18 protein-coding genes, 1 tRNA gene and 3 pseudogenes are annotated in these 22,518 nt (G+C 68.8%); 17 read left to right on the top strand and 5 right to left on the bottom strand.

Translation table 11 applies throughout. The features are described from left to right. Window positions 1-107: 107 nt before the first annotated feature. From araA to QOZ89_RS26020, 8 genes are all read left to right on the top strand, one after another. Entirely contained in the window at window positions 108-1,640 is a 1,533-nt protein-coding gene (gene araA / locus QOZ89_RS25985; protein WP_071048438.1) for an L-arabinose isomerase, read from the top strand. A gap of 32 nt (window positions 1,641-1,672) precedes the next feature. After that, window positions 1,673-3,472 carry a ribulokinase gene (araB, locus tag QOZ89_RS25990; RefSeq protein WP_083418518.1) on the top strand — a complete coding sequence of 600 codons (1,800 nt, stop codon included), beginning with the start codon at window positions 1,673-1,675 and terminating at the stop codon, window positions 3,470-3,472. Then, window positions 3,469-4,173 (top strand): L-ribulose-5-phosphate 4-epimerase, encoded by a 705-nt coding sequence (locus QOZ89_RS25995; RefSeq protein WP_071048439.1) that lies wholly within the window; start codon window positions 3,469-3,471, stop codon window positions 4,171-4,173. The genes araB and QOZ89_RS25995 overlap by 4 nt, the downstream gene beginning before the upstream one ends. Before the next feature lie 230 nt (window positions 4,174-4,403). Beyond that, window positions 4,404-5,399, top strand: a complete 996-nt coding sequence (locus QOZ89_RS26000) for a LacI family DNA-binding transcriptional regulator (RefSeq protein ID WP_071048456.1) — start codon at window positions 4,404-4,406, stop codon at window positions 5,397-5,399. A gap of 156 nt (window positions 5,400-5,555) precedes the next feature. Then, window positions 5,556-6,512: an ABC transporter ATP-binding protein gene (locus QOZ89_RS26005; RefSeq protein ID WP_071048440.1), complete on the top strand. Its 957-nt coding sequence runs from the start codon at window positions 5,556-5,558 to the stop codon at window positions 6,510-6,512. Further along, the gene (locus QOZ89_RS26010) at window positions 6,509-7,303 is read left to right on the top strand and encodes an ABC transporter permease (RefSeq protein WP_071048441.1); all 795 of its coding nucleotides are present in this window, start codon (window positions 6,509-6,511) and stop codon (window positions 7,301-7,303) included. The genes QOZ89_RS26005 and QOZ89_RS26010 overlap by 4 nt, the downstream gene beginning before the upstream one ends. 81 nt (window positions 7,304-7,384) lie before the next feature. Continuing rightward, complete coding sequence (locus QOZ89_RS26015) at window positions 7,385-8,146, top strand: MerR family transcriptional regulator (RefSeq protein WP_071048457.1); 762 nt, start codon at window positions 7,385-7,387, stop codon at window positions 8,144-8,146. Between the two features lie 82 nt (window positions 8,147-8,228). Then, complete coding sequence (locus tag QOZ89_RS26020) at window positions 8,229-8,810, top strand: YdeI/OmpD-associated family protein (protein WP_071048442.1); 582 nt, start codon at window positions 8,229-8,231, stop codon at window positions 8,808-8,810. A 132-nt stretch (window positions 8,811-8,942) separates the two neighbouring features. Here the strand turns inward: QOZ89_RS26020 and QOZ89_RS26025 are convergent, their stop codons facing one another. Further along, window positions 8,943-10,292, bottom strand: a complete 1,350-nt coding sequence (locus QOZ89_RS26025) for a 4Fe-4S binding protein (RefSeq protein ID WP_312625893.1) — start codon at window positions 10,290-10,292, stop codon at window positions 8,943-8,945. Between the two features lie 53 nt (window positions 10,293-10,345). Here QOZ89_RS26025 and QOZ89_RS26030 point away from each other — a divergent pair, with 53 nt between their 5' ends. Continuing rightward, window positions 10,346-11,038, top strand: a complete 693-nt coding sequence (locus QOZ89_RS26030; RefSeq protein ID WP_071048444.1) for a winged helix-turn-helix transcriptional regulator — start codon at window positions 10,346-10,348, stop codon at window positions 11,036-11,038. Between the two features lie 146 nt (window positions 11,039-11,184). Here QOZ89_RS26030 and QOZ89_RS26035 read toward each other — a convergent pair whose 3' ends face one another. Continuing rightward, window positions 11,185-12,342, bottom strand: a complete 1,158-nt coding sequence (locus tag QOZ89_RS26035) for an acyl-CoA dehydrogenase family protein (RefSeq protein ID WP_312625896.1) — start codon at window positions 12,340-12,342, stop codon at window positions 11,185-11,187. A gap of 265 nt (window positions 12,343-12,607) precedes the next feature. On the opposite strand from QOZ89_RS26035, the gene QOZ89_RS26040 reads away from it, so the two are divergent. Together QOZ89_RS26040 and QOZ89_RS26045 are read left to right on the top strand one after the other, a co-directional pair. Continuing rightward, the gene (locus QOZ89_RS26040) at window positions 12,608-13,336 is read left to right on the top strand and encodes a GntR family transcriptional regulator (RefSeq protein ID WP_083418519.1); all 729 of its coding nucleotides are present in this window, start codon (window positions 12,608-12,610) and stop codon (window positions 13,334-13,336) included. Between the two features lie 106 nt (window positions 13,337-13,442). Then, window positions 13,443-13,631, top strand: a pseudogene (locus QOZ89_RS26045) (serine/threonine protein phosphatase); the annotation flags it as partial. Between the two features lie 33 nt (window positions 13,632-13,664). Here the strand turns inward: QOZ89_RS26045 and QOZ89_RS26050 are convergent. Next, window positions 13,665-14,507, bottom strand: coding sequence for an SDR family oxidoreductase (locus tag QOZ89_RS26050; protein WP_071048446.1), 843 nt, complete (start codon window positions 14,505-14,507; stop codon window positions 13,665-13,667). Window positions 14,508-14,608: 101 nt separating this feature from the next. Here QOZ89_RS26050 and QOZ89_RS26055 point away from each other — a divergent pair, with 101 nt between their 5' ends. The 4 genes from QOZ89_RS26055 (at window position 14,609) to QOZ89_RS26070 (ending at window position 16,796) form a co-directional block, all read left to right on the top strand. Then, window positions 14,609-15,208, top strand: a complete 600-nt coding sequence (locus tag QOZ89_RS26055) for a TetR/AcrR family transcriptional regulator (protein WP_071048447.1) — start codon at window positions 14,609-14,611, stop codon at window positions 15,206-15,208. Between the two features lie 295 nt (window positions 15,209-15,503). Then, complete coding sequence (locus QOZ89_RS26060) at window positions 15,504-15,668, top strand: hypothetical protein (protein WP_312625899.1); 165 nt, start codon at window positions 15,504-15,506, stop codon at window positions 15,666-15,668. 373 nt (window positions 15,669-16,041) lie between these two features. Then, window positions 16,042-16,126 (top strand) — tRNA-Leu (locus QOZ89_RS26065). A gap of 124 nt (window positions 16,127-16,250) precedes the next feature. Further along, window positions 16,251-16,796, top strand: a complete 546-nt coding sequence (locus tag QOZ89_RS26070; protein ID WP_241841667.1) for a hypothetical protein — start codon at window positions 16,251-16,253, stop codon at window positions 16,794-16,796. A gap of 75 nt (window positions 16,797-16,871) precedes the next feature. On the opposite strand, the pseudogene QOZ89_RS26075 reads toward QOZ89_RS26070, so the two are convergent. Then, window positions 16,872-17,771 (bottom strand): annotated as a pseudogene (locus QOZ89_RS26075) (recombinase family protein); the annotation flags it as partial. Window positions 17,772-18,225: 454 nt separating this feature from the next. Further along, window positions 18,226-18,390 (bottom strand): annotated as a pseudogene (locus QOZ89_RS26080) (IS5/IS1182 family transposase); the annotation flags it as partial. Window positions 18,391-18,963: 573 nt separating this feature from the next. On the opposite strand from QOZ89_RS26080, the gene ltrA reads away from it, so the two are divergent. Together ltrA and QOZ89_RS26090 are read left to right on the top strand one after the other, a co-directional pair. Continuing rightward, a complete protein-coding gene (ltrA, locus tag QOZ89_RS26085; RefSeq protein ID WP_241841668.1) occupies window positions 18,964-20,436 on the top strand; it encodes a group II intron reverse transcriptase/maturase in 1,473 nt (490 codons plus the stop codon). 581 nt (window positions 20,437-21,017) lie between these two features. After that, window positions 21,018-22,518 (top strand): reverse transcriptase/maturase family protein (locus tag QOZ89_RS26090; RefSeq protein WP_312625902.1); only part of this gene is annotated, 1,501 nt, incomplete at its 3' end.

A 22,518-nucleotide genomic window follows, 5' to 3' on the forward strand; every position in this document is an offset into this window, starting at 1 on the left:
AACGCTAACAATGTGGCGAGCCGCCCAGACTCTCCTCCGGCGCCGCCCCGCGGCGCCGCCCGCTCGTTCCTGGGCCGGCGTCGCCGTCCGCGCTGAAACGAGGCCGCATGTCGTTACCCGCCCTCCGGCAGACGGTGTCCGTCCTGTCCGACGCCACGGTCTGGTTCCTGACGGGCAGCCAGCACCTGTACGGTCCCGAGACCCTTGAGCAGGTCGCGGCGCAGTCCCGCCGCATCGCCGACGGGCTGGACGGCGACGACACGATCCCGGCGCGCATCGCCTGGCAGCCGGTGCTGACCGACGCGGACACCATCGCCGCCGTCTGCCAGCAGGCCAACGCCGACCCGTCATGCATCGGGGTGATCGCCTGGATGCACACCTTCTCTCCGGCGAAGATGTGGATCCGCGGGCTGGAGGCGCTCGACAAGCCGTTGCTGCACCTGCACACCCAGGCCAACCAGGCGTTGCCCTGGGAGAGCCTCGACATGGACTTCATGAACCTCAACCAGGCCGCCCACGGCGACCGGGAGTTCGGCTACATCCAGACCCGGCTGCGGATGCCCAGGGTGACGATCGTCGGGCATGTCGACGACCCGCGCACCCGCCACCGCGTCGGCCGCTGGGCCCGTGTCGCGACCGCCCGCGCCGACCTGCGCGGGATGCGGCTCGTCCGCTTCGGCGACAACATGCGCGGCGTGGCCGTGACCGAAGGCGACAAGGTGGCGGCCGAGATCCGTTTTGGCGTCGCCGTCAACACCCACTCGGTGAACGACCTGGTCGACGTGGTGGACGCGGTCGACGACGACGCGATCGACGAGCTCGCCAGCGTCTACGACGAGCAGTACGACGTCGCCCCCGAGCTGCGCGCCGGCGGCGAACGCCACTCGTCGCTGCGCTACGCGGCCCGGGTGGAGGCCGGGCTGCGCCGGTTCCTCACCGACGGCGGCTACCGCGCGTTCACCACCAACTTCGAGGATCTCGGCGGGCTGCGCCAGCTGCCCGGCCTGGCGGTGCAGCGGCTGATGGCGGACGGGTACGGCTTCGGCGGCGAGGGAGACTGGAAGACCGCCCTGCTGCTGCGCGCCGTCAAGGTCATGGGCGCGGGCCTGCCCGGCGGTACCTCCTTCATGGAGGACTACACGTACCACCTCGGCCCCGGGCCGCAGCGCATTCTCGGCGCCCACATGCTGGAGGTCTGCCCGACGATCTCAGCGGCCCGCCCCACGGCCGAGATCCACCCACTGAGCATCGGCGGCCGTCAGGACCCCGTCCGGCTCCGGTTCACCGCGGCACCCGGGCCGGGCCTCGTGGTGGGGCTCTGCGACCTCGGCGGCCGGTTCCGGCTCGTGGCCAACACCATCGACGTCGTCGAGCCCGACCACGAGCTGCCGAGGCTGCCGGTCGCCTGCGCGGTCTGGGCCCCGCGGCCGGACCTGCCGACCTCCGCCGAATGCTGGCTGACCGCCGGCGGCCCCCACCACACCGTCCTCTCCACCGCCGTCGACGTCGACATGCTGGACATGTTCGCCGGCATGACCGGCATCGAGCTCGCGCTCATCGACGCCGAGACCACGGTCCGCTCCTTCGTCGCCGGCCTGCGGCTGAACGACCTCTACTTCAGCCTCGACCGCCGCCGCTAGCCGGTGCCCGGCCCATCCGCGCGAGGAGCGCCATGACCGCCAATCCCGATCCCGCCGCCCGGGACGCGTACGTCGTCGGCATCGACTTCGGCACCCTGTCCGGCCGCGCCAGCGTGATCCGGGTCCGCGACGGGCACGAGCTGTCGACCGCCGTGCACCCCTACCCCGACGGGGTGATCGACAGCCGGCTCCCGGGCGGCCGGGAGCTGCCGCCGGACTGGGCGCTGCAGAACCCACGCGACTGGATCGAGGTCCTCGCCACGGCCGTCCCCGACGCGGTACGCGACGCGGGCGTCGACCCGGCCCGCATTATCGGCATCGGCACCGACTTCACCGCCTGCACCGTGCTGCCGACCACGGCCGACGGCACTCCGCTGTGCCACCTGCCAGGCTATGCCGACCGGCCGCACGCCTGGCCGAAGCTCTGGAAACACCACGCCGCCCAGCCACACGCCGACCGGGTCAACGCCCTCGCCCACGAGCGCGGCGAGCCGTGGATCGCCCGGTACGGCGGGAAGATCTCCAGCGAGTGGCAGGTCGCCAAGGCACTCCAGGTCCTCGAGGAGGACCCCGAGATCTACGCCGCCACCGAACGCTGGATCGAGGCCGCCGACTGGATCGTCTGGCAGCTCACCGGCGTGGAGACCCGCAACACCTGCACCGCCGGATACAAAGGGATCTTCCAGGACGGCGCCTACCCCAACCGCGACTTCTTCACCGCCCTCAACCCCGCGTTCGCCGACTACCCGGACACCCGACTGTCCACCAGCCTGCTCCCGCTCGGCGCCCCCGCCGGGCGCCTGACGAGCGGCGCCGCCTGGTGGACCGGGCTGCCGGCCGGCACGGTCGTCGCGGTCGGCAACGTCGACGCCCACGTCAGCGCCCCCGCGGTCGGGGTCACCGAGCCCGGCCACATGCTCGCGGTCATGGGCACGTCCACCTGCCACGTCATGTCCGCCGACACACTCGCCGAGGTTCCCGGCATGTGCGGCGTCGTCGACGGCGGCATCATCGCCGGCCGCTACGGCTACGAGGCCGGCCAGTCCGGCGTGGGCGACATCTTCGCCTGGTGGACCGAGCACCACGTCCCCGACGCCTACCGCCACGCCGCGCGGGCCGCCGGGGTGTCGCTGCACCAGCACCTCACCGCGCTGACCGCCGACGACCCGGTCGGCGCCCACGGACTGCTCGCCCTGGACTGGATGAACGGCAACCGATCCGTCCTCGTCGACCACACCCTGTCCGGCGTGGTCGTCGGCCTGACGCTGACGACCCGTCCCGAACACGTCTACCGCGCGCTGCTGGAGGCCACCGCGTTCGGCACCCGCCGCATCCTCGACGCCTTCCGCGACGCGGGCGTCCCGGTCCGCCAGTTCTACGCCGCCGGTGGGCTCATCCAGAACGCCACCCTCATGCAGCTCTACGCCGACGTCCTCGGCTACCCCATCCACATCGCCGCGACCAGCCAGGCCCCGGCGCTCGGCTCCGCGATCCACGCCGCCGTCGCGGCCGGCGCCTACCCCGACGTCCCGGCCGCCGCGGCCGCCATGAGCCGGGTGCACCGCGACGCCTACCGACCCGACCCGGCCCGGCACGCCACCTACACCCGCCTCTACGCCGGCTACCGCGCCCTGCACGACTACTTCGGCGGCGTCGGCACCACGTCCGGGGGCGTGTTGCACGACCTGCGCGCGCTGCGCGACGAAGCCCTGCGCGGCTCCGCACCGGCGACGCGGGACCCGGCGACGCGGGACTCGGCGCCCTCCGCGCCGCCACCGCCCGGCGGGGCCACCGTCCCCGAACCAACCAGGCTGACCGGAGGCCCTCGATGAGCACCCAGCCACGCTGGCCCGGAGTCGACGCGGCCCGCGAACAGCTCGTCGACCTGCACCTGTCCCTCGTCGACAACGGCCTGGTCGCCTGGACCTCCGGCAATGTCTCCGCCCGCGCCCGCGACGCGAACGGCGACGAGGTCCTGGTGATCAAACCCTCCGGGATCGACTACGCCGCGCTGACGGCCCGCACGATGGTCGTCTGCGACCTGCACGGCACCGTGCTCGACGGAGACCTCAGCCCGTCCAGCGACACCGCCGCGCACGCCTACGTCTACCGCCACCGCCCGGACGTCGGCGGCGTCGTGCACACCCACTCGCCCTACGCCTGCGCCTGGGCCGCCCGCCATGAACCCATCCCCTGCGTGCTGTCCGCGATGGCCGACGAGTTCGGCGGCCCCATCCCCGTCGGCCCGCTCACCACCATCGGAGACGACTCCATCGGCCGCGGCATCGTCGCCACCCTCGACGGGCACCGCTCCCCCGCCGTGCTGATGGCCAACCACGGTGTGTTCACCATCGGTCCTGACGCCCGGGCGGCCGTCAAAGCCGCCGTCATGTGCGAGGACGTCGCCCGCAGCGTCCACTTCGCCCACCAGCTCGGCATACCCAAACCCATCCCCGCCGACCTGGTCGACCGGTTCTACAACCGTTACCAGAGCTCCTACGGTCAGCACGACCAGCCAGCACCCTCCGGGTGACCACGCCGCCCGCACTGAAGTGTCAGGTCGGCAGCGTCAGGCGACAGCCGACGGCAGGTAGGCCCCGCGGCGGGCATGAGACACGAGCGGGCAGACTCGGAGCGACGACACCTTCCGTGCCCGACGCCACTAGCGGGTGCTAGTGACGCGGGACGTCAGCTAGCATCAGCAACTAGCGCGCACAAGTCCAACGTGTTTCGGAGCGACGGGAGGGCCAAGCGGTGGCCGTCGTGCCAGAGCCGACCACCAGTCGGCGGGTGACCGCCTTGGACGTCGCCCGCGAGGTGGGGGTGTCACGGGCGACCGTCGGGTTCGTCCTGAACAACACCCCGGGCCAGACGATCCCGGAGAGCACCCGCGAACGGGTGCTGCGGGCCGCCGAACGCCTCGGCTACCGGCCGAACAGCGCCGCACGCGCGCTCGCCAGCGGACGCAGCCGGATCATCCTGCTCGTGCTGCCCGACTGGCCGGTGGAGTTCCGGATGCGGGACTATCTGGACGAGGCCTCCCTCGTGCTGGACAAGGCCGGGTACTCGCTGGTGACCTACACCCGTCACCCCGACCAGGCGGCCCGACCTCTGTGGGAGTCCCTCAACCCCGACCTTGTACTCGGCACTCTCCCGTTCAGCTCACCCGATGTCGCGTCCATGCTGGCCTGCGGAGTCAGGGAGATCTATCCGGATCCCGACCGCCCGGACCTTCCCGATGTCTCCCTGGCGTTCAGCGCCGGACCGGAACTCCAGGTCGACCACCTCCACGAGCGCGGCCACCGAAAGCTGGTGTACGCCGCCTTCACCGAGACGCGCGCATCCTCGCTGGTCATCGCCCGCCACCAGGCGGCGTCCGATCGAGCTCGCCTCCTGGGCCTGGCCACACCTGACCTGGAGTCCGTCGACTACCGCGACGACTCCCCTGACGTCGCGGTCCGCCGGTGGCTCGATGCCGGCATCACCGGCGTCGTCGCCTTCAACGACGACGTCGCCGCCGCGATAGCCAGCGCGGCGGTCCGCGCCGGCCTGCGAATGCCCGCGGACATCGCGGTCATCGGCCACGACGACTCCCCGATCGCGACGATGTTCGTACCCGCGCTGTCCACCATCCGGATCGACACCGCCGCTCTCGGACGCGGCTTCGCCGACTTCGTGCTGCACCGGGTCGACCGTCGCCCCCTGCCCGCCCCGCGCACCTCGCCGAAACCCACCCTCGTACGACGCGAGACCAGCTGAACAACCGGCCGACGCCGGAAATCCCCTCTCACGACATGAGTGAGAGCCGGCGCTACTGGTGTGTGTCCGACTCCTGGACCTCGTCGAGCGGCCCAGAAAAGTTCCTGCCGGCAGCGGCTTGACCTTGCCCCTGCGTCAGGGTTCCAGCATGGCGGCATGAGCGTTACCAACCCCGCGATCGAGGTCTCCGGACTCACCAAGTCCTACGGCGACCACACCGTGCTGGACGGCGTCGACCTGACCGTCCCGGAGGGCACCGTCTACGCACTCCTCGGACCCAACGGCGCCGGCAAGACGACCATCGTCAACATCCTCTCCACCTTGCTGGCCCCCGATGACGGCGAGATCCGCGTCGCCGGCTTCGACGTACGGCGCGAACCCGCCGGGGCGCGCGCCGCGATCGGTGTCACCGGGCAGTTCTCGGCGATCGACGAGTTGCTCACCGGCCGCGAGAACCTGCGGCTGATGGCCGACCTGGCGCACCTGGACCGGGCGACCGCGACCACCGCCGTGACCGTGATGCTGGAGCGCTTCGACCTCGTCGACGCGGCCGACCGGCGGGCGCAGACCTACTCGGGCGGCATGAAGCGGCGGCTGGATCTGGCGATGACGCTCATCGCCCGGCCCCGGCTGATCTTCCTCGACGAGCCGACGGCCGGTCTCGACCCGCGCAGCAGGCGCGAACTGTGGGCGATCGTGCGCGAGCAGGTCGCCGACGGCGTGACGGTGCTGCTGACGACGCAGTACCTCGAGGAGGCCGACCAGCTGGCCGACCGGATCGGAGTCCTCGACAAGGGCCGCCTGGTCGCCGAAGGCACAGCCGCCCAGCTGAAGCGGCGGGTGCCCGGTGGGCACGTGTCGGTGCAGTTCACCGACGCCGCGGGCCTGGCCGCGGCGGCGGCGGCGCACCCGGAGGCCACCACCGACGCCGAGGCACTCACCCTGCAGGTGCCGAACGACGGCAGCATCGCCGGGCTGCGCCGCGTGCTCGACGGCCTCGACGACGACGGCGTCGCCGGCCTGACGGTCGGGTCCGCCGACCTCGACGACGTGTTCCTCGCGCTCACCGGCCACGCGGCCGAGGTGCCCGCATCCGAGGGGATCCCCGCATGAGCACCACCTACACCGTCCGTGACTCGATGACGATGCTGCGGCGCAACCTGCTGCACATCCGCCGCTATCCCTCGCTGTCGATCATGCTGATCGCACAACCGATCCTGTTCCTGCTGCTGTTCGTGTACGTGTTCGGCGGAACCCTGGGCGCCGGCCTGCCGGGCCAGGACGGCGGCGGCGACCGCGGGGACTACCTCGTGTTCATCACGCCGGGCATCCTGTTCATGACCGTCGCCAGCGTCGCGCTCGGCACCGCGATCTCGACCGCGACCGACATGACCACCGGGATCATCGCCCGGTTCCGCACGATGAACATCGCCCGGGTGTCGGTGCTCACCGGCCACGTGCTGGGCGCCGTCATCAGGACCGGATTCGCCGTGGTGATCGTGACGGCGTTCGCGTTCCTGCTCGGGTTCCGCTCCGACGCCGGTCCGCTCGGCTGGCTCGGTGCGATCGGGCTGCTGATCCTCATCGCGTTCTCGCTCACCTGGCTGACCGTCGGCATGGGCCTGGCGGCGGACAGCGTCGAGACGGCCAGCAACACCCCGCTGTTCCTGATGATCCTGCCGTTCGTCAGCAGCAGCTTCGTGCCGACCGACGCGATGCCGGCCGGGCTGCGCCAGTTCGCGGAGCACCAGCCGTTCACCCCGATGATCGACACGCTGCGCGCACTCGTCACGGGCGCGCACCCGGACTCCGACCTGTGGTTCGCGATCGGCTGGTGCGTCCTGATCGCGCTGCTCGGCTACCTCTGGTCGCGTCGGCTGTTCCTGCGCGTGCCCGCGAAATAGTGATCCTGGGGACTCTGTCCGCCGGGCGTGCGGAGGAGGAGCATTTCCGCACGCCCTTTGGCCTTCGAGGAGACTGGCGCGGTGCTCACGATCAGCCAGCTGGCGTCGTACGCCGGCGTCACCGTGCGCGCGGTGCGGCACTACCACGTCAAGGGCCTCCTGCCGGAGCCGGAGCGCGACCGCTCCGGCTACCGGCGCTACGACGCCCGCGCCGTCGTCGAGCTCATCAAGATTCGTACGCTCGCTGAGGCCGGCGTGCCGCTCGCGCGCGTCCGCGAGCTCCTGGCCGCCGGCGAGGAGGAGTTCAACGCCGCCGTCGCAGACATCGACCGGCGCCTGCGCGCGGAGATCAGGGAGCGGCAACGACACCGCGAGCGGATCGCGCAGCTGGCGGCCGGGGACAGCCTGGCCCTGCCGCCGGAGGCGGTGGCCTACCTCGACCGACTGCGCGAGCTCGGATTGCCGGAACAAATGATCCAGGGCGAGCGGGACGGCTGGATCCTGGTCGCCGCCCAGCTCCCGCAGCACATGTCGCTCTACATGAAGCTGAAGGAGCAGGAGCTCGACAACCCGGAGACGGTCGAGCTCTACTGGGATCTCGCCGCGATGATCGACTGGGAGGTGGACGACCCGCGGCTGGCGGCTGTGGCCGACCGGCTTGTCGCCTCTCTCGAGACCGCCGGTATGGAGGGATGGGAGGACCATGACCAGGAGATCACCGACGAGCTCGCGGACCTCCTCGATTCCTTCTTCCTCGACTCGCTGCCGATCGCCCGTCGGCTCATGGAACTGCTCGAAGAGCGCGGCTGGCGCGGCTGGACCAAGTTCGAGCGGATCAGGTGAGCCAGTACGCCCGGAGACCGCCGAGCCCGAGGTCGTTCCTACGATGAGCAATGACGGATAAGAGTCTGGGAGGGACGCCGCGATGGGTGAGGAGCCGGAGGTTCTCGTCGTCGCGGATGCCGCGGCCTGGCGGGCGTGGCTCGACGTGCACGAGGACACCTTCGATGGCGTCTGGCTCCTCCTGGCGAAGAAGGGCACGGTCTCGCCGACCTCGCTGAGCTATGACCGTGCGCTCGACGAGGCGTTGTGCAGCGGGTGGATCGACGGGCAGCGGAGGGCCTTCGACGCCGCGACGTTCCGGCAGCGGTTCAGCCCGCGTCGGCGAGCGTCGCTCTGGTCGCGGCGGAACATCGACCTGGTGGCCGGGCTGACCGCCGAGGGGCGGATGCGCCCGCGCGGCCAGGCCGAGATCGACCGCGCGAAGGCGGACGGGCGCTGGGCACGTGCCTACGCCGGTTCGGCGACGGCGCAGGTGCCGGACGACCTGGCCGCGGCGCTGGTGGCATCCTCAGCCGCCGCGGCGCTCTTCGCGCGGCTGAACAGCCAGAACCGGTACTCGGTCATCCACCGGATCACGACCGCGCCGAGCCCGTCGAGCCGGGCGAACCGGCTCGCGAAGCTCGTCGCGATGCTCGAGCGCGGCGAGACCCCACACCCGCAGTGATCACGCCGGCCGGCCCGACACCCTCTACGTCGCCGACCCGATCAATCACCGAGTACGCCGGGTGGACTGACACCAACCGCCATCAGTCCCGCGGCCGACGAAGCGCTCCAAGCCTGATCAAGATCCACCGGGTCACGTGAGACATGCCAGCAGGCGTTGGAACACGGACGGATCACCTTTGACGGTGTAGCTGTCCGGCTCGGTGTAGGCAGGGCGGCCGGCGATCGGGCGGTGCAGGATCCTGATGTAGTCGAGCGCGTCGCAGACCACGGTCGCGTCCACGGGCTGGCCGTCGGTCGGGCCCGTCGTGAGTCCTTGGTTCCTGACGGTGGCGAGCAGGGCGCCGTCGGGAAAACGAAACTCGACCCGAAGCCCGTCCATCCGAGGTGTGCTCGGCGTGAACATGTGCCGCAGGCCGAGGGCGAAGTTGGCGACGGTGGAGACGTCGGGTTTGAAATCGAGGTAACGCACGCGTTTGGCCGGGTTGCGGGCCGCCGTCTTTTCGGCGTGGCTGCCGGACTGCACGTAGACCGGTTCGGGGTGCCGACGGAGCGGGAGCAGCACGTCGTCGCGGTGGCGCGCCTTGTCGGCGAGGTAGGGGCCGATGACGTCCTCGCCGGCCGGGCACACCGCCATGCAGTAGGCGGACTTGTAGTTCGGCTCGAACGCCAGGGACTGCAGCATGGACAGGGTCTCGTCCTCGCGGAACTTCGCGCGGTAGGCGCTGGCGTCCCCGCCGGCCACGGCGTCGACCCAGTCGGTGGCGCTGAACGGGAACTCACGGTAGTTGTGCCCGAGGCAGGCGAAGAAGTCGAAGTCCCCGACGTTGCTGATCGCCCCGACCGGGCAGGCCGCGACGCACAGGTTGCAGCCCAGGCACGGGTTGTAGTCCAGCGGCTGGTCGTAGGCGTCGATCTCCGCGTCGATCAGGACGGTGTCGAGCAGTACGAAGTTTCCGAACTTCGGATGGATGATGTTGCGGTTGGTGCCCATGTGGCCCATGCCGGCCTCGACGGCCACGATCTTGTGCGCGATGGCCCAGCTCGCCTGACCGGGCGGGGCCTGCACGTCCATCGGGAATCCCATGTTGGTGGGGATCGCGCGGACACCGGCCTCGGCCAGCTCCTCGCAGATCCGCGCGGCCGCGCTTTCGAGCTTGTCGCCGGTGCGATGCCAGGCGTTGTTGGCCGTGGCGCGCGAGGTCGATCGGATCGCGTCACGGTTCGAGATCCCGACGAGACAGATCAGCGCCCTGACGGCGGGGAAGACCCGGCGGGCGTTGTCGTTCTCCGCCCCCAGGCCGGCCCGGCCGACGTCCACGAAACCGACATCGGCGGCACCGGCCCGCAGGCACAGCTCGCGCAGCCAGGCGGCCTCGACGCGGTCGGGACGAGGCGGGGAGGGCAGCGACGCCTCGTACGCGCGGCGGGCGGCCTCGGCCTCGTCGGTGCCCCGGAAGATCCGTCGGGTCTCGTTCACCATGCGGCGAATACTATCGTAGATATAGTATCTCTACGAGAGGGTAAGCTCGACGGGTGCCGACCACGCCGCGCTCCGCGTACGCGCACTTCTGCATGCTCGCCAAGACCCTCGAGCGCCTGGGAGATCGCTGGGCACTGCTCGTCGTACGCGACCTGCTGACCGGCCCGAAACGCTTCACCGACCTGATGGACCGGCTCGGCGGCATCACACCGCGGACCCTGACGCAGCGGCTGCGTGATCTCGAATCAGAGGGACTCGTCTGCGTCGATCGGCAGCCGGGTCGGCGCGAGGTCTGGTACAGCCTCACGCCGGCCGGCCACGACCTCGCGCCTTCCCTGGACGAACTCGCGCTGTGGGGTCTGCGCCATCTCGCGGCGCCGCCCGCGCCGGGCGAGCCGACCCATCCCGAGCACCTGCTCAACTCCGTGCGCCTCGTCCTGGACCGCGAGAAGCTCGATGTCGGCCCGGCCACCTGGGTGGTCCGGACCCTCGACCACGACGACGCCTACACGATCAGCGGGCGCGGTGGCTGGTGGACGCTGGAGGCCCGCGCGGACCCGGATCCGGACGTCGAGCTGCTCGGTACCAGGCGAGACCTGGCCAACTACTTCGCCACGGTCCCCGCGACGCGCGCCACGGGTCACCCAGGTGTGCGCGTCGAGGGCCACGAACGGGAGATCAGCAGGTTTCTCGGCGCGGTCGCGGCCTTCCCGCCCCTGCCTCGCGCCGCGGCACCGTCAGCCTGAGCGCCGGTTATCTCCGCGGGGCCGTCTCGCCAGGCTGGCGTGGTCGGCCGGGTCGGTCATCCCCGCGCATCCCCGAGCGCCCGCCGGTGGCACGGGCGTGATCGGGACGGCGAAAGCGAGATGGTGCCCGGCGGAGGCCGGGCGGTTCACTCAGGAAGTCCGTTCCGCGCGACGAGCTGTCGGGCGATGACGTTGCGCTGGATCTCGTTGGTGCCTTCCCCGACGATCATCAACGGTGCGTCGCGGAAGTAGCGCTCGACGTCGAACTCCGTCGAGTAGCCGTAGCCGCCGTGGACTCGAATCGCGCTCAGAGCTACTTCCATGGCCACCTCGGAGCAGAAGTACTTGGCCATTCCGGCTTCAAGATCCACACGGGCGCCGGAGTCATAGCGTCGCGCCGCGAACAGGAGCAGCTGACGGGCGGCGGTCAGTTTGGTCGCCATTTCCGCGAGGTGATTGCCGACCGACTGGTGCCGCCAGATCGGCTTCCCGAAAGCCTCGCGTTCCTGGGCGTACCGCAAAGCGTCGTCGAACGCGGCCCGACCGACCCCCGTGGCCCTGGCCGCTACCTGGATCCGACCGATCTCCAGGCCTCGCATCATGTGGCGGAACCCCCGGCCCTCGACGCCGCCCAGTACTGCGTCCTGCCCCACCTGGCAGTCAGTGAAGGAAAGCTCGCAGCTCTCCACACCCTTGTAGCCGAGTTTGGGAAGGTCCTTGGAGACCGTGAAGCCGGGAACCTTCTCCACCAGCAGAATGCTGATTCCATCGGCGGCGGGCGTCGCGGTCGGATTGGTCCGGCACAGCAGCGCCACGAGCCCGGCGCGCCGCGCGTTCGTGATCCAGGTCTTGGTACCGTTGATCGTGTAACCGGAGCTGGAACGGCGGGCGGTGGTACGTATCGCTTGCAGGTCCGAGCCACCGCCCGGCTCGGTCAGCGCCATCGTCGCGCGCAGCTCCCCGGTGGCCATGCGGGGCAGATAGCGCTGCTTCTGGTCGTCGGTGCCGAACTCCAGCAGGAGCTTGGACACCACGGTGTGTCCGCCCATCGCTCCGGCCAGGCTCATCCAGCCCCGGGCCAGTTCCTCGGTCACCATCGCGTAGCAGACGGTCGAGACGTCCACCTCGCCGTACGGCTCGGGGATGCACAGCCCGAAGATGCCGAGCCGCTTCATCTGCTCGATCAACTTGTCCGGATAGGCGTTCTCGTGTTCGAGCTGCCGGGCCACCGGGCGGACCTCCTGGTCGACGAAGTCACGGACGGTGTCGACGATGGCCTGTTCGTCCGGGTCGAGATCCTGCATGGTGTCCCTCTCCTTCAGCCAGCCATGCCACGGCGACGTCGCCGGCAAGCTCGCCGTACGCGAGACCTCTTTCGCGATAAAGATCGAACTTTCTACATTCTATAGAATCATCGATCGCGTGCAACCGAGGCTGGTGAGGGTCCATCGACGCCCGAAGAGTGATCAAAGTCTGGGCCAGGCCATCAGCGCAACGGACGGGGCCGCTCACTCGCTCGACGACGCGAGGGGCTCGGTCGCCGAGTTCCTCGTCTCTAGGATGGAGAAAATGGAACCTGCGGCGAGTGCGGAGAAGGCGGCCCCGTCCGCGAGACGCACGACGGAGGCCGGGCGCGGCGTCGCCTTCGGTAGCAAGCAGCAACTGAGCGAACGGGTCGCCGCCTACGTCCGCGAAGGAATCATGATCGGCCAGTTCCCGGCCGGTGACTTCGTGCGGACCGAGCACCTGGCGGCCGAGCTGGGGGTCAGCCAGACACCGGTACGGGAAGCGATGATGGTCCTGCACAGCGAGGGCTCGGTGCGATGGGAGCCCCGGCGCGGCTACCGCGTCGTGCCCATGACCGAACAGGACGTACGGGACCTGTTCCAGCTGCAGGCATACATCGCCGGGGAGCTCGCGGCGCGCGCCGCGGGACTGCTCGACGACGCCACCCTCGCTCGGCTGGGGGCGATCCAGGAACAGCTCGCGCGGGCCGAACGCGCCAGGAACGACGACCTGGTGGACCGCCTGAACCACGAGATCCACCGGACGATCAACAAGGCCTCGAACTCCTTCCGGATGGCCTCGCTGCTCAACGTCACCGTCGGCTACGTGCCGCTGCGATTCTTCGGCGAGATCGAAGGATGGTCGGCCGCCTCGGCGAACGATCACTCCGCGATCTTTGCCGCCCTTCGCGAGAAGGACCCCGACCGCGCCCGCTCGGCGATGAACGATCACATCCGCCACGTCGGTGAGCTGCTCGTCGAGCACCTCCGCGTTCACGGCGTCCTGCGCTAGAGCCGTTGGGATCCTGACCCCGGACAAATGAGTCAAGTTTTTGGCGGTCGGATGCGTACTCGGGCAATGTAGTCGTCGACGTGACAGTTGATCGCTTTCAGGGCGTGAAGGCCGCGATGGCCCCACCGGCGAACGACTCAGCTGGGACGGCGTGCTGGCCGAGGTGGCCGCGATCGACCCACCCCCCGGCGACGACACCCTCCCCGACGTCCGCATCGAACGCATCGAACGACGCAACGGTGGACCACTCACCGACGACGTCGCCGTACTCCTCTTGAAAGGGCCGACGACATGACGCCGACAGTCAGTCCGCTGTCGGGCCCGCGGCTCAGCGCCCCGTCGGGGTGAGACCCACTCGTCCGGTCGAGACCGCGGCGACCGCGCCGCCGTCGACGAGCAGGTCGATTCCGGTGATGAACGAGGCCGCGGCCGAGAGGAGGAACTCCGCCGCGGCCGCGATGTCGTCCGGCGAGCCCAGCCGGCCGGTGCCGGACGCCGCGACCATGGCACGCATGCCGGCGCCGGACTCGCTGGCGAGTTCCTGCTGGCCCATCTTGGTGGAGATGACTCCTGGGCTGATCGAGTTGACCCGCGCGCCGCGCGTGCCCCAGGACCCGCTTGCCGCCCGCACCCGCAGCTGGTTGGCGCGCTTGGCGAAGGAGTATGCGTAGCCGGCGCTCGAGAAGGCGTCCACCGCTGTGGAGGGCAGGCGTAGCAGGTCCTCGGTTGGCGCGCCCGCGAGCTGTGCCTCGACCTCGCGTGCCGGTGGCGGCGCGAGGTAGCCGGACATACTTGAGATGACGACGCCGGCACCGCCCACGGCGATGACCTCGCCGAACGCGTCGAGCACGAGCGCCGTGCCATACAGGTCGACCTTCAGGATCGCCTCGACCGGCGCCTGCGCGGGGGATAACCCCGCGGTGTGGACCACGTGCCGCACCGGCCCGAGCGCCGCGGCCGCCCGCGCGAGCGCGTACACGGACTCCCGGGACGACACGTCCACGGCCAAGGACGTCACCTGATGGCCCTCGTCGCGAAGGGTCTCGGCGACCGCGTTCAGCGCCGTCTCGTTGTAGTCGGCCAGCAGCAGGGTCTTGCCCGGGCCGACACGGCGACTGATGGCGACACCCATGCCGCCCGTACCGACCACGACAAGTACCTCGTTCGGCATGTGTCCAGCTCCCTACGCCCCCAGTTACGAGACGATTTGTCTCGGAACCGGCACTATACATGGCCTGACCTGCCGACCTCCATCCCTCCTAGACTCGTCGGATGACAGGTGGCCGCCCTCGCAGCGAGATGTCGCGGCTCGCGATCCTGGGCGCGGCGCGCGACCTGCTGCTCGAACGCGGCTATGAGCGGCTGACGATCGACGCGATCGCCGCCCGCGCTGGCGTCGGCAAGCAGACGATCTACCGCTGGTGGGCCTCGAAGAGCGCCGTCGTCGCCGACGCCGCGCTCGAAGGCGATCTGGCACCGCCGCTCGTCCCCCTGCCCGACACGGGTGACATCGAGACCGACCTCGGCGACTGGCTACGCGCCTGGACGGAACGGCTGACCACGGCCGAGGGCACGAGCCTCATCCTCGCCCTCACCGCCGCGACCGCCGATGACCGCGCGGTCGCCGACACCCTGTACGACCGCTTCACCCAGCCACATGAGCAACTCCTACGTGACCGGCTCGAACTCGCCCGAGTGGCGGGGCAGCTCGCGCCGGACGCGCCCGTACCGACGATCGCGGGCGTGCTCATCGGCTCAATGCTGTATCGCGTCCTCAGCCGCCAGGCGCCGCCAACAGCGGACGACGCCAACCTGGTTGTGCGCCTCGTGTTCAACGGATCAGGAAACCGCAGCCGCCGAACAGGCGTTTAACATGACGTACGTTTCGTATGCGTACCACCTGTCGCGCGGGCCGCGATAGCAGGGGCGGGCGGCGTCGCGGCTCGTGAGCCGCGAACCGCGACTTTCAGTGGTGGAACCCCTCCGCGGATCCGGGTCGCTTTTACTTCACGACGATCCGGACGCGCCCGAGGCTCTGAACGAGGAGAACTTCGCGGACGCCGCGTTGAGCTCGTAACCCGCGATCACGCCGCCGCTGGGCAGACCACCGGTCGTCGCCGAACGCCAGATATCCGGCCAGGCGCCTCCGAGCCTTGATCCGGTAGAGGTGGCACGGCAGTTCGTGGCCACCTGGGACGGCCTCGCGGCCCAATGGCTCCTCTCCCCCGCCTTCGACCTGGGCGCGCTGGTCGTCCAGGCGTTCCGCGGGCTCTCGGGCCAGAACTGGATGGAGGCGGCCCGCGCCGTGATCGAACCCCCGAACGGCATCTGACCTACAACTCGGCCGGCAGACGATGTTCCGCGCGGGGACACTCCAGGCGTCGGCACGCCGGGCTGCCTTGGCCAGCAGGTCGAGCTCGGGTCGACCGTTCGCTCATGGTCCAACCGGGCTCGGCCTGATGGTCCCGCCGGTCGCGCCCCGGCGTTGCCGGCGTCGACCAGCCGTCTGACCCACCGACGGCTCGGGCGGGATGGGTGCCCGGATCGACCTGGGGACTACCCGTTCCGGCACCGCCGGCCTCGTCGAATGCCCGTGCTGGCCGCTGTCTGGCCTTGATCCCGCCGTGGTCTGGGGTTGCGACAGGCACGCTGCAGGACCGTGTAGCATCTGCTTTGCACCCGGGCGGCGAGCCCGGGAGTCACCGGTCCGGGTGGCGGAATGGCAGACGCGCTAGCTTGAGGTGCTAGTGCCCTTTAACGGGCGTGGGGGTTCAAGTCCCCCCTCGGACACAGACACTGCGCACACGGATGACCTTGGTCTGGCTTCAGCCATGATCGTCTCCGTCTCGTGGTCGTAGGTCAACTTTACGCCGAGTTCGCGGTAGACCTCCGCCTTGTCGGCCGGGTCGGCCTCTTGCAGGATCGCGAGCAGCCCACCGAACCCGTCGACGAGCGCCTTGATCTGGAGGCGGCTCAGTTTCGGTCGTGTTGGGTCGCGGTCGCCTCGACGTTCGAGGGCCGCGACGGCATCGGCGCGTTCGGCTTGGACCTCGGCGATCCAGCCGGTGACGATGGCCGGGTCTGCGCCGGCCTCGAGGGCAGCGCGGTGGCGAGCGAGCTTGCGGTCGCAGGCCACGATGGCCTGTTGCAGCGGATCCGCGGCGGGAGAGTCGTCGGGCTGCGCTTGTTCCAACGCGGTGAGGGTGGCCTCCATGTGGTCGGGGTCGAAGGCGGTGGCGAGCCAGCCATCGAGCGCGGGGAGGACCGCGTCCTCACGGACGTAGACGGTCAGGGGATGATCGATGTGATTGGCGAGGGCGTATTCCTGGGGGTAGCGGCATCGGTAGTGGGCGTGGCCGTGGTTCCAGTTGCCCTGCATGCGCCGACCGCACTGCTTGTGGAGCAGCAGGCTGCGCAGAGCGTAGGGATGTTGTGTGCGCGGTGTGCCGATGCGATCTGAGACCGGGCCGCGGGTGCCGAGGCGCTGCTGGGTGGCGAGGAAGGTGCCCTCGTCGACGATTGCCGGGTGGGCAGGGCGCTCGGACCACACCCACTTGTCCTTCTCGTTCCACTTCAGCTTGGTCTCGTAGCCGAGGGCGACGTCCTCGACGTCGAGCAGCTCCTCATGCTTGCGCTGCTTGTTCCACACCTGGTGGCCCGTATAGCGGGGGTTGGTCAGGATCACCTGCACGGCGCTCTTGGACCAGGCGACACCGTCACGATGGGAGTTGCGCCCCCGGTCGTAGGCCGACGGTGAGGGGATGCCCTCGTCGGTGAGGGTCTGCGCGATCAGGTAGAAGCCCATGCCGCCGAGGAACAAGGCGAAGATCCGTTCGACGACGGGTGCGGTGGCAGGGTCCTCCTCCAGAACGTGAAGACGCTTGCCATCGGCGGCCTTGCCTGGGTTGGGGTGCGGGCCGCCATCGGCGAGCCGATAACCGTAGGGCGGCCGACCGCCGAGGAACCGGCCCTCGACGCGCGCCTGGGTTTGCATGGCCGTGCGCACGCGGATCTTGACGCGTTGGCGCTCGCCCTTGGACATCCCGCCGAAGACGGACATGATCAGGTCGTGGGCTTCGCTGTCCGGGTCGATCGGTCCGCCGACCTCGGGTACCCACAGGGCGACGTTGTAGTGGGTGAACACGGGGAAGATCAGGCTGAACTGGTTGCCGTAGAACGCCCGGTGCGGCTCTCCGATGACAACCGCATCGAAGCCCCGCCCAGGGTCGCGTAGCTCCTCGAGGAGCAGGTTCGACTGCGGGCGGCGTTTCCACGGCAGCGCCCGGCTATGGCCGACGTCGAAGTACTCGGCAACGATCGCACCGTGGCCCACGGTCAGCGCCCGCGAGCGGGTCAGCTGCCATTCCCGGGATGCCTCCGGATCTTGCTGGTCCTCAGTCGAGACGCGGCCGTAGAATCCGAACCGGATCGTCACGCAAGCTTCCCTTCTGTCTACTCAGGCGGCGTCGTGATCTCCTTGAATGTCGCCGGCGCGTCCGCCGCCCGCCGGTCCACAACCCGCTGGATCAGCCTCAGCAGGGCAACCGCCACGTTCGCCGCCACGCCAGGTGATCCCTTCGGCACGATCACCTGAACGGATGTGGTCGAGGAATGTCTGTTGGGCTTCCTGGACGGCGGGGTGAGTTGTGTGTCGGTTCCCGGCGTGGCCGTCGATGTGGTCCGGTTCGTGGCACAGGAAGTACCGAGTGGGCACGGCGCGGCACCGAGGCCACGCGTGGACATAGTAGCGCGGCCGAGGTACGGAGATTGCCCGGAGGTGCAGGGCAAATCGTCCGTTCCAGAACTTGATCTGGCACAGCTTAATGAGCCTTTCCCGGTAACGTCTCGTGGCGTTGCGTGACATCAACCCTGTGATGTGGTGTTGGGCGTCAGGCGGTCCTGCGGTATTCGGTGTGGAGGATGGCGAGGGCGGCTTTCGCGACGAGCCCGATCTTCCAGGGGTCGATCGTGATGTTGCGCAGGAGCTGGAAGGTGACCTTGAGCAGGGCGTTCGCGCGTTCGCCGACGGCGCGTAGGGCGTTGTGGCTCCGGTTGGTGCGCCACGAGGCGCTGTCTGTTCGAGTGGAGGTGAAAGACCTCACCGCCGGCCTGTCGCAGCAGGCTGGCTGAAGCTGGGGGCAGTCTAACCGGGTGGTGCCGGGAGGACGGGAGCAGCCCTGATAAAGCCGGGGCGTGTCAGCACTACCAGATGGCGCGGGCGCGGCGAGCGAGACGGGAAGGAGTACGCAAGGAACCAGCATCTTACGTCTCTCAAACCACGACCGGCTCAAACCTGGTGGATATGGGCCGGGAGCGGCGCGCACCTCCGCCAGCCAGGCGGGGCGAACTCCGGGGAGGTTTCAATCGGCCAAATCGGAGGCCACGGGGAAAGTCTGCGGCGTACCCGTGGCGATGCCGCAGGGATAAAGCTGGGCTCCAAACCCGTCGATCGATGGACAGCGAACGTGGGAACTGCCCGCAGGGGTTCCTGTCCTGCCGGTGACCAACCGGCCGGGCGGGATAGGCGCACCGACCGCCGAACCCGAGGGCGGGGCGGAGGAGCCGTAGTACTCGGAGCCGGGGAGAGCCCGGTACATGGGGAAGGGCTACAGCGAGACCGAGAAGGGATGGAAGCTGTAATGCCGAAAGATGCGTCGCCGGATGGCGGCGCCCCAGGGCGTAATCCTGCGCTCGTACGGGTATCGGGGATGCAGGCCAAACTTCACCGTTGGGCGGTAGCTGAACCTGGCTGCCGGTTCGACGACCTGTATAACTTCGCGTGCGACCCGGCCACGCTGCTCGTGGCGTACCGTCGGGTCGCGGGTAACCGGGGCGCCCGGACCGCTGGCGTTGACGGCCTGACCGTCGCCGACGTCGAGCGCGAGACCGGCGTTCCAGGGTTCCTGGATGACCTGCGCGCCCAGCTGAAAGCGGGTAGTTTCCGCCCGCTGCCGGTGCGGGAGCGTTTGATACCCAAGCCTTCCGGCGGGGGGAAATTGCGGCGGTTAGGTATTCCAACCATCGCCGATAGGGTCGTTCAGGCCGCGCTGAAATTGGTTCTGGAACCCATCTTCGAGGCCGACTTCCAGCCGGTCTCGTACGGGTACAGGCCAGGGCGGCGGGCACAGGACGCCATCGCCGAAGTCCAATACTATGGCACCCACGGATATCACTGGGTGTTGGACGCAGACATTCACGCGTGTTTCGACGAAATCGATCATTCCGCGTTAATGGGCCAAGTCCGGAACAGGATTAAGGATAAGCGCGTTCTCGCCCTGGTCAAGGCATTCCTCAAGGCCGGGGTCCTTACCGAACACGGCCAGAATCAGGATACGCTCACCGGGGTCCCGCAAGGCGGCATCCTGTCCCCGCTGCTGGCGAACGTCGCCTTGTCGGTGCTCGACGAGCACCTGCACGCGGCATGGCAGCCAGGCGGGGCACTGTCGACCTCAAGCAAGCGCGTACACCGGCGCAGAACGGGGCGACCGAACTGGAGAATCATACGCTACGCCGATGATGTTGTCGTGATGGTGCATGGGACCGAGGCGGACGCGCTCCAGCTACGCGAGGAAGTGGCCCGAGTGCTGGCCACCATAGGGCTGCGTCTCTCTGAGGCGAAGACCCAGGTCACGCACCTGGACCGGGGATTCGACTTCCTGGGCTTCCGCATCCAGCGGAAGCGCAAGCGAGGGACGAACAAGCGGTACGTCTACACCTTCGTGGCTGACCGGGCGATCCGGGCGGTGAAGGAAAAGATCAGGGCCCTGACCCACAGGACGTCGCAACGCGACCCGGAGGACCTGCTGAAACAGATCAACCAGATCACGCAGGGGTGGGCCAACCATTTCAAGCACGCCGTGGTGAAACACGTGTTCGCCACCATTGACCAGGTGGTGTGGTGGCGGATGGCCCGGCTGCTGATGGTTCGGCATCACTGGGGATGGAAGCAGTTCCGAGCGCGGCACACCGACCCCACCGGGCGGTGGACACCGATCCGCGCCGAGACGACCGAGCTGCGCCCGATGGCCAAGGTACCGGTCACCCGGTACCGCTACCGGGGCGACCGGATCCCCACACCGTGGGCCGCACTACCCGCATGACGGCAGGAATCGTGGAGAGCCCGTTGCGTTGAGAGGCGCACGGCGGGTGTGCGCCGTGAGGCGCTCTGTTGTATCCCCAGCGCAGCTGGGATGGATTCGGAGGAGGATCCTTGGGTTCGCTGGCTTACCTTGATCCGAAAGGTGAGGGGGACAGCAGCATGCCAGGAGACGGCGGGCGTCGCGAAGGCGTCGAAGGCGGGCCGCCGTTGAACCCGCGTGATATGGCGAAAGCTGGATTGCCTGAATTCCAATCTCCAGACGGTAGATGTGCGGACCCATCGGAAAGACGTCTGAAACCGATGCCACGACCTGCGCTGGCCAGAACCCGTGGGCTGGTGCAACCTCCGGGACGTGGGCGATGCCCTGCGAGGGCATTCAAGGAGATGAGTGGAACGCCTAAGTCGCGCTCGATACGTACAGCAGGGACGTACCACGGGATCGCCTAAGGGGCGCGAGCCCTAAGGTGACGGAGTTCCCATAGTAGTCGTGGGAGTCACGCCCCACCAGGGACGGCATGAAAGATGCCGACAGGGCGAAGGGGAACAGGTGGCTGGACATTACAAGGACGGGAGGTATGCGTAATGCAGAGCGCCGAAACGGTCCTGGGTGTCCTCCGTGAACGTGGAAGGAGAGGGCTGCCGCTGGAGCGGGTGTACCGACAGCTGTTCAACCCGGACCTATACCTGCTCGCCTACGGGCGTCTGTACTCCAACAAGGGGGCGATGACGCCCGGGGTGACCGGGGAGACCGTGGACGGCATGTCGCTGGCGACCATCGAACGCATCATCCATGCGATGCGCCGCGAGCGCTACCGATGGAAACCGGTGAAGCGGGTGCACATCCCGAAAAAGAACGGGAAGAAACGCCCGCTGGGCCTGCCTACCTGGTCGGACAAGCTGGTCGCCGAGGCCGTGCGTCTCCTGCTGGAGGCGTACTACGACGTCCAGTTCTCCGACCGCTCCCACGGTTTCCGCCCAGGCCGAGGCTGCCACACAGCGCTACGCGAGGTGGTCGACGTCTGGAAAGGGACACACTGGTTCATCGAGGGGGACATCTCCCGCTGCTTCGAGCAACTTGACCACCAGGTCATGCTTGACACGGTGGGTGAGAGAATCCACGACAGCCGGTTCCTCCGGCTCATCAAAGGTATGTTGCAGGCGGGGTATCTGGAAGACTGGCAATGGGAAGCAACACTGTCCGGAGCGCCCCAGGGCGGTCCGGCGTCCCCCGTCCTGTCAAACATCTATCTCGACCGGCTCGACGGCTTCGTCGTCACACACCTGCTCCCAGCTTACAATCGGGGCAGACTCAGGGGGCCCAACCCCGCCTACAACGAGGTGGAGTACGCGATCGCCCGTGCTCGGCGGCGCGGGGACCGGCAGGAACTACGCCGGCTCCGGCAGCAACGCCGCCGGCTGCCCAGCAAGGATCCACAGGATCCGAACTATCGGCGGCTCCGGTACGTGAGGTATGCGGACGATATCCTCCTCGGGTTCAGCGGTCCGAAAGCCGAAGCAGTTGAGATCACCGAAAGGATCCGGCGGTTCCTCGCTGACGAACTCAGACTGGAACTGTCGAGGGAGAAGACGCTGATAACCCACGCCCAGACCGGGCGCGCGCGGTTCCTCGGCTATGACATCGTGGCCCAGCACTCCGACACCAAGATCGCCCGGGGTCGCCGGTCGGTCAACGGGGCGATCGGGCTACGCGTCCCCCCGGAAGTGATCAGGAACAAATGTGCCCAGTACTGCCGGCGCGGCAAACCCGCGCAACGGCCACAGATGCTTGACGACACCGACTACACCATCGTGTCGAAATATCAGGCAGAGTACCGGGGCGTCGTCCAGTACTACCTACTCGCCGGAGACGTCTACCGGCTCCAGAAACTGCACTGGACCATGGAAACCTCCATGCTCAAGACCCTGGCAGGCAAGCACAAGTCCACCGTCAACACGATGGCCCGCAAGTACAAGACCACCGTGAAGACGGACCACGGACCACGGACCTGCTTCCAGGTCGCCGTCCCGCGCAGCGACGGAAGGAAACCACTGGTCGCACGATTCGGCGGCATACCGCTACACC

This window comes from Pseudofrankia coriaricola (assembly GCF_032027725.1).
Classification (GTDB): domain Bacteria; phylum Actinomycetota; class Actinomycetes; order Frankiales; family Frankiaceae; genus Pseudofrankia.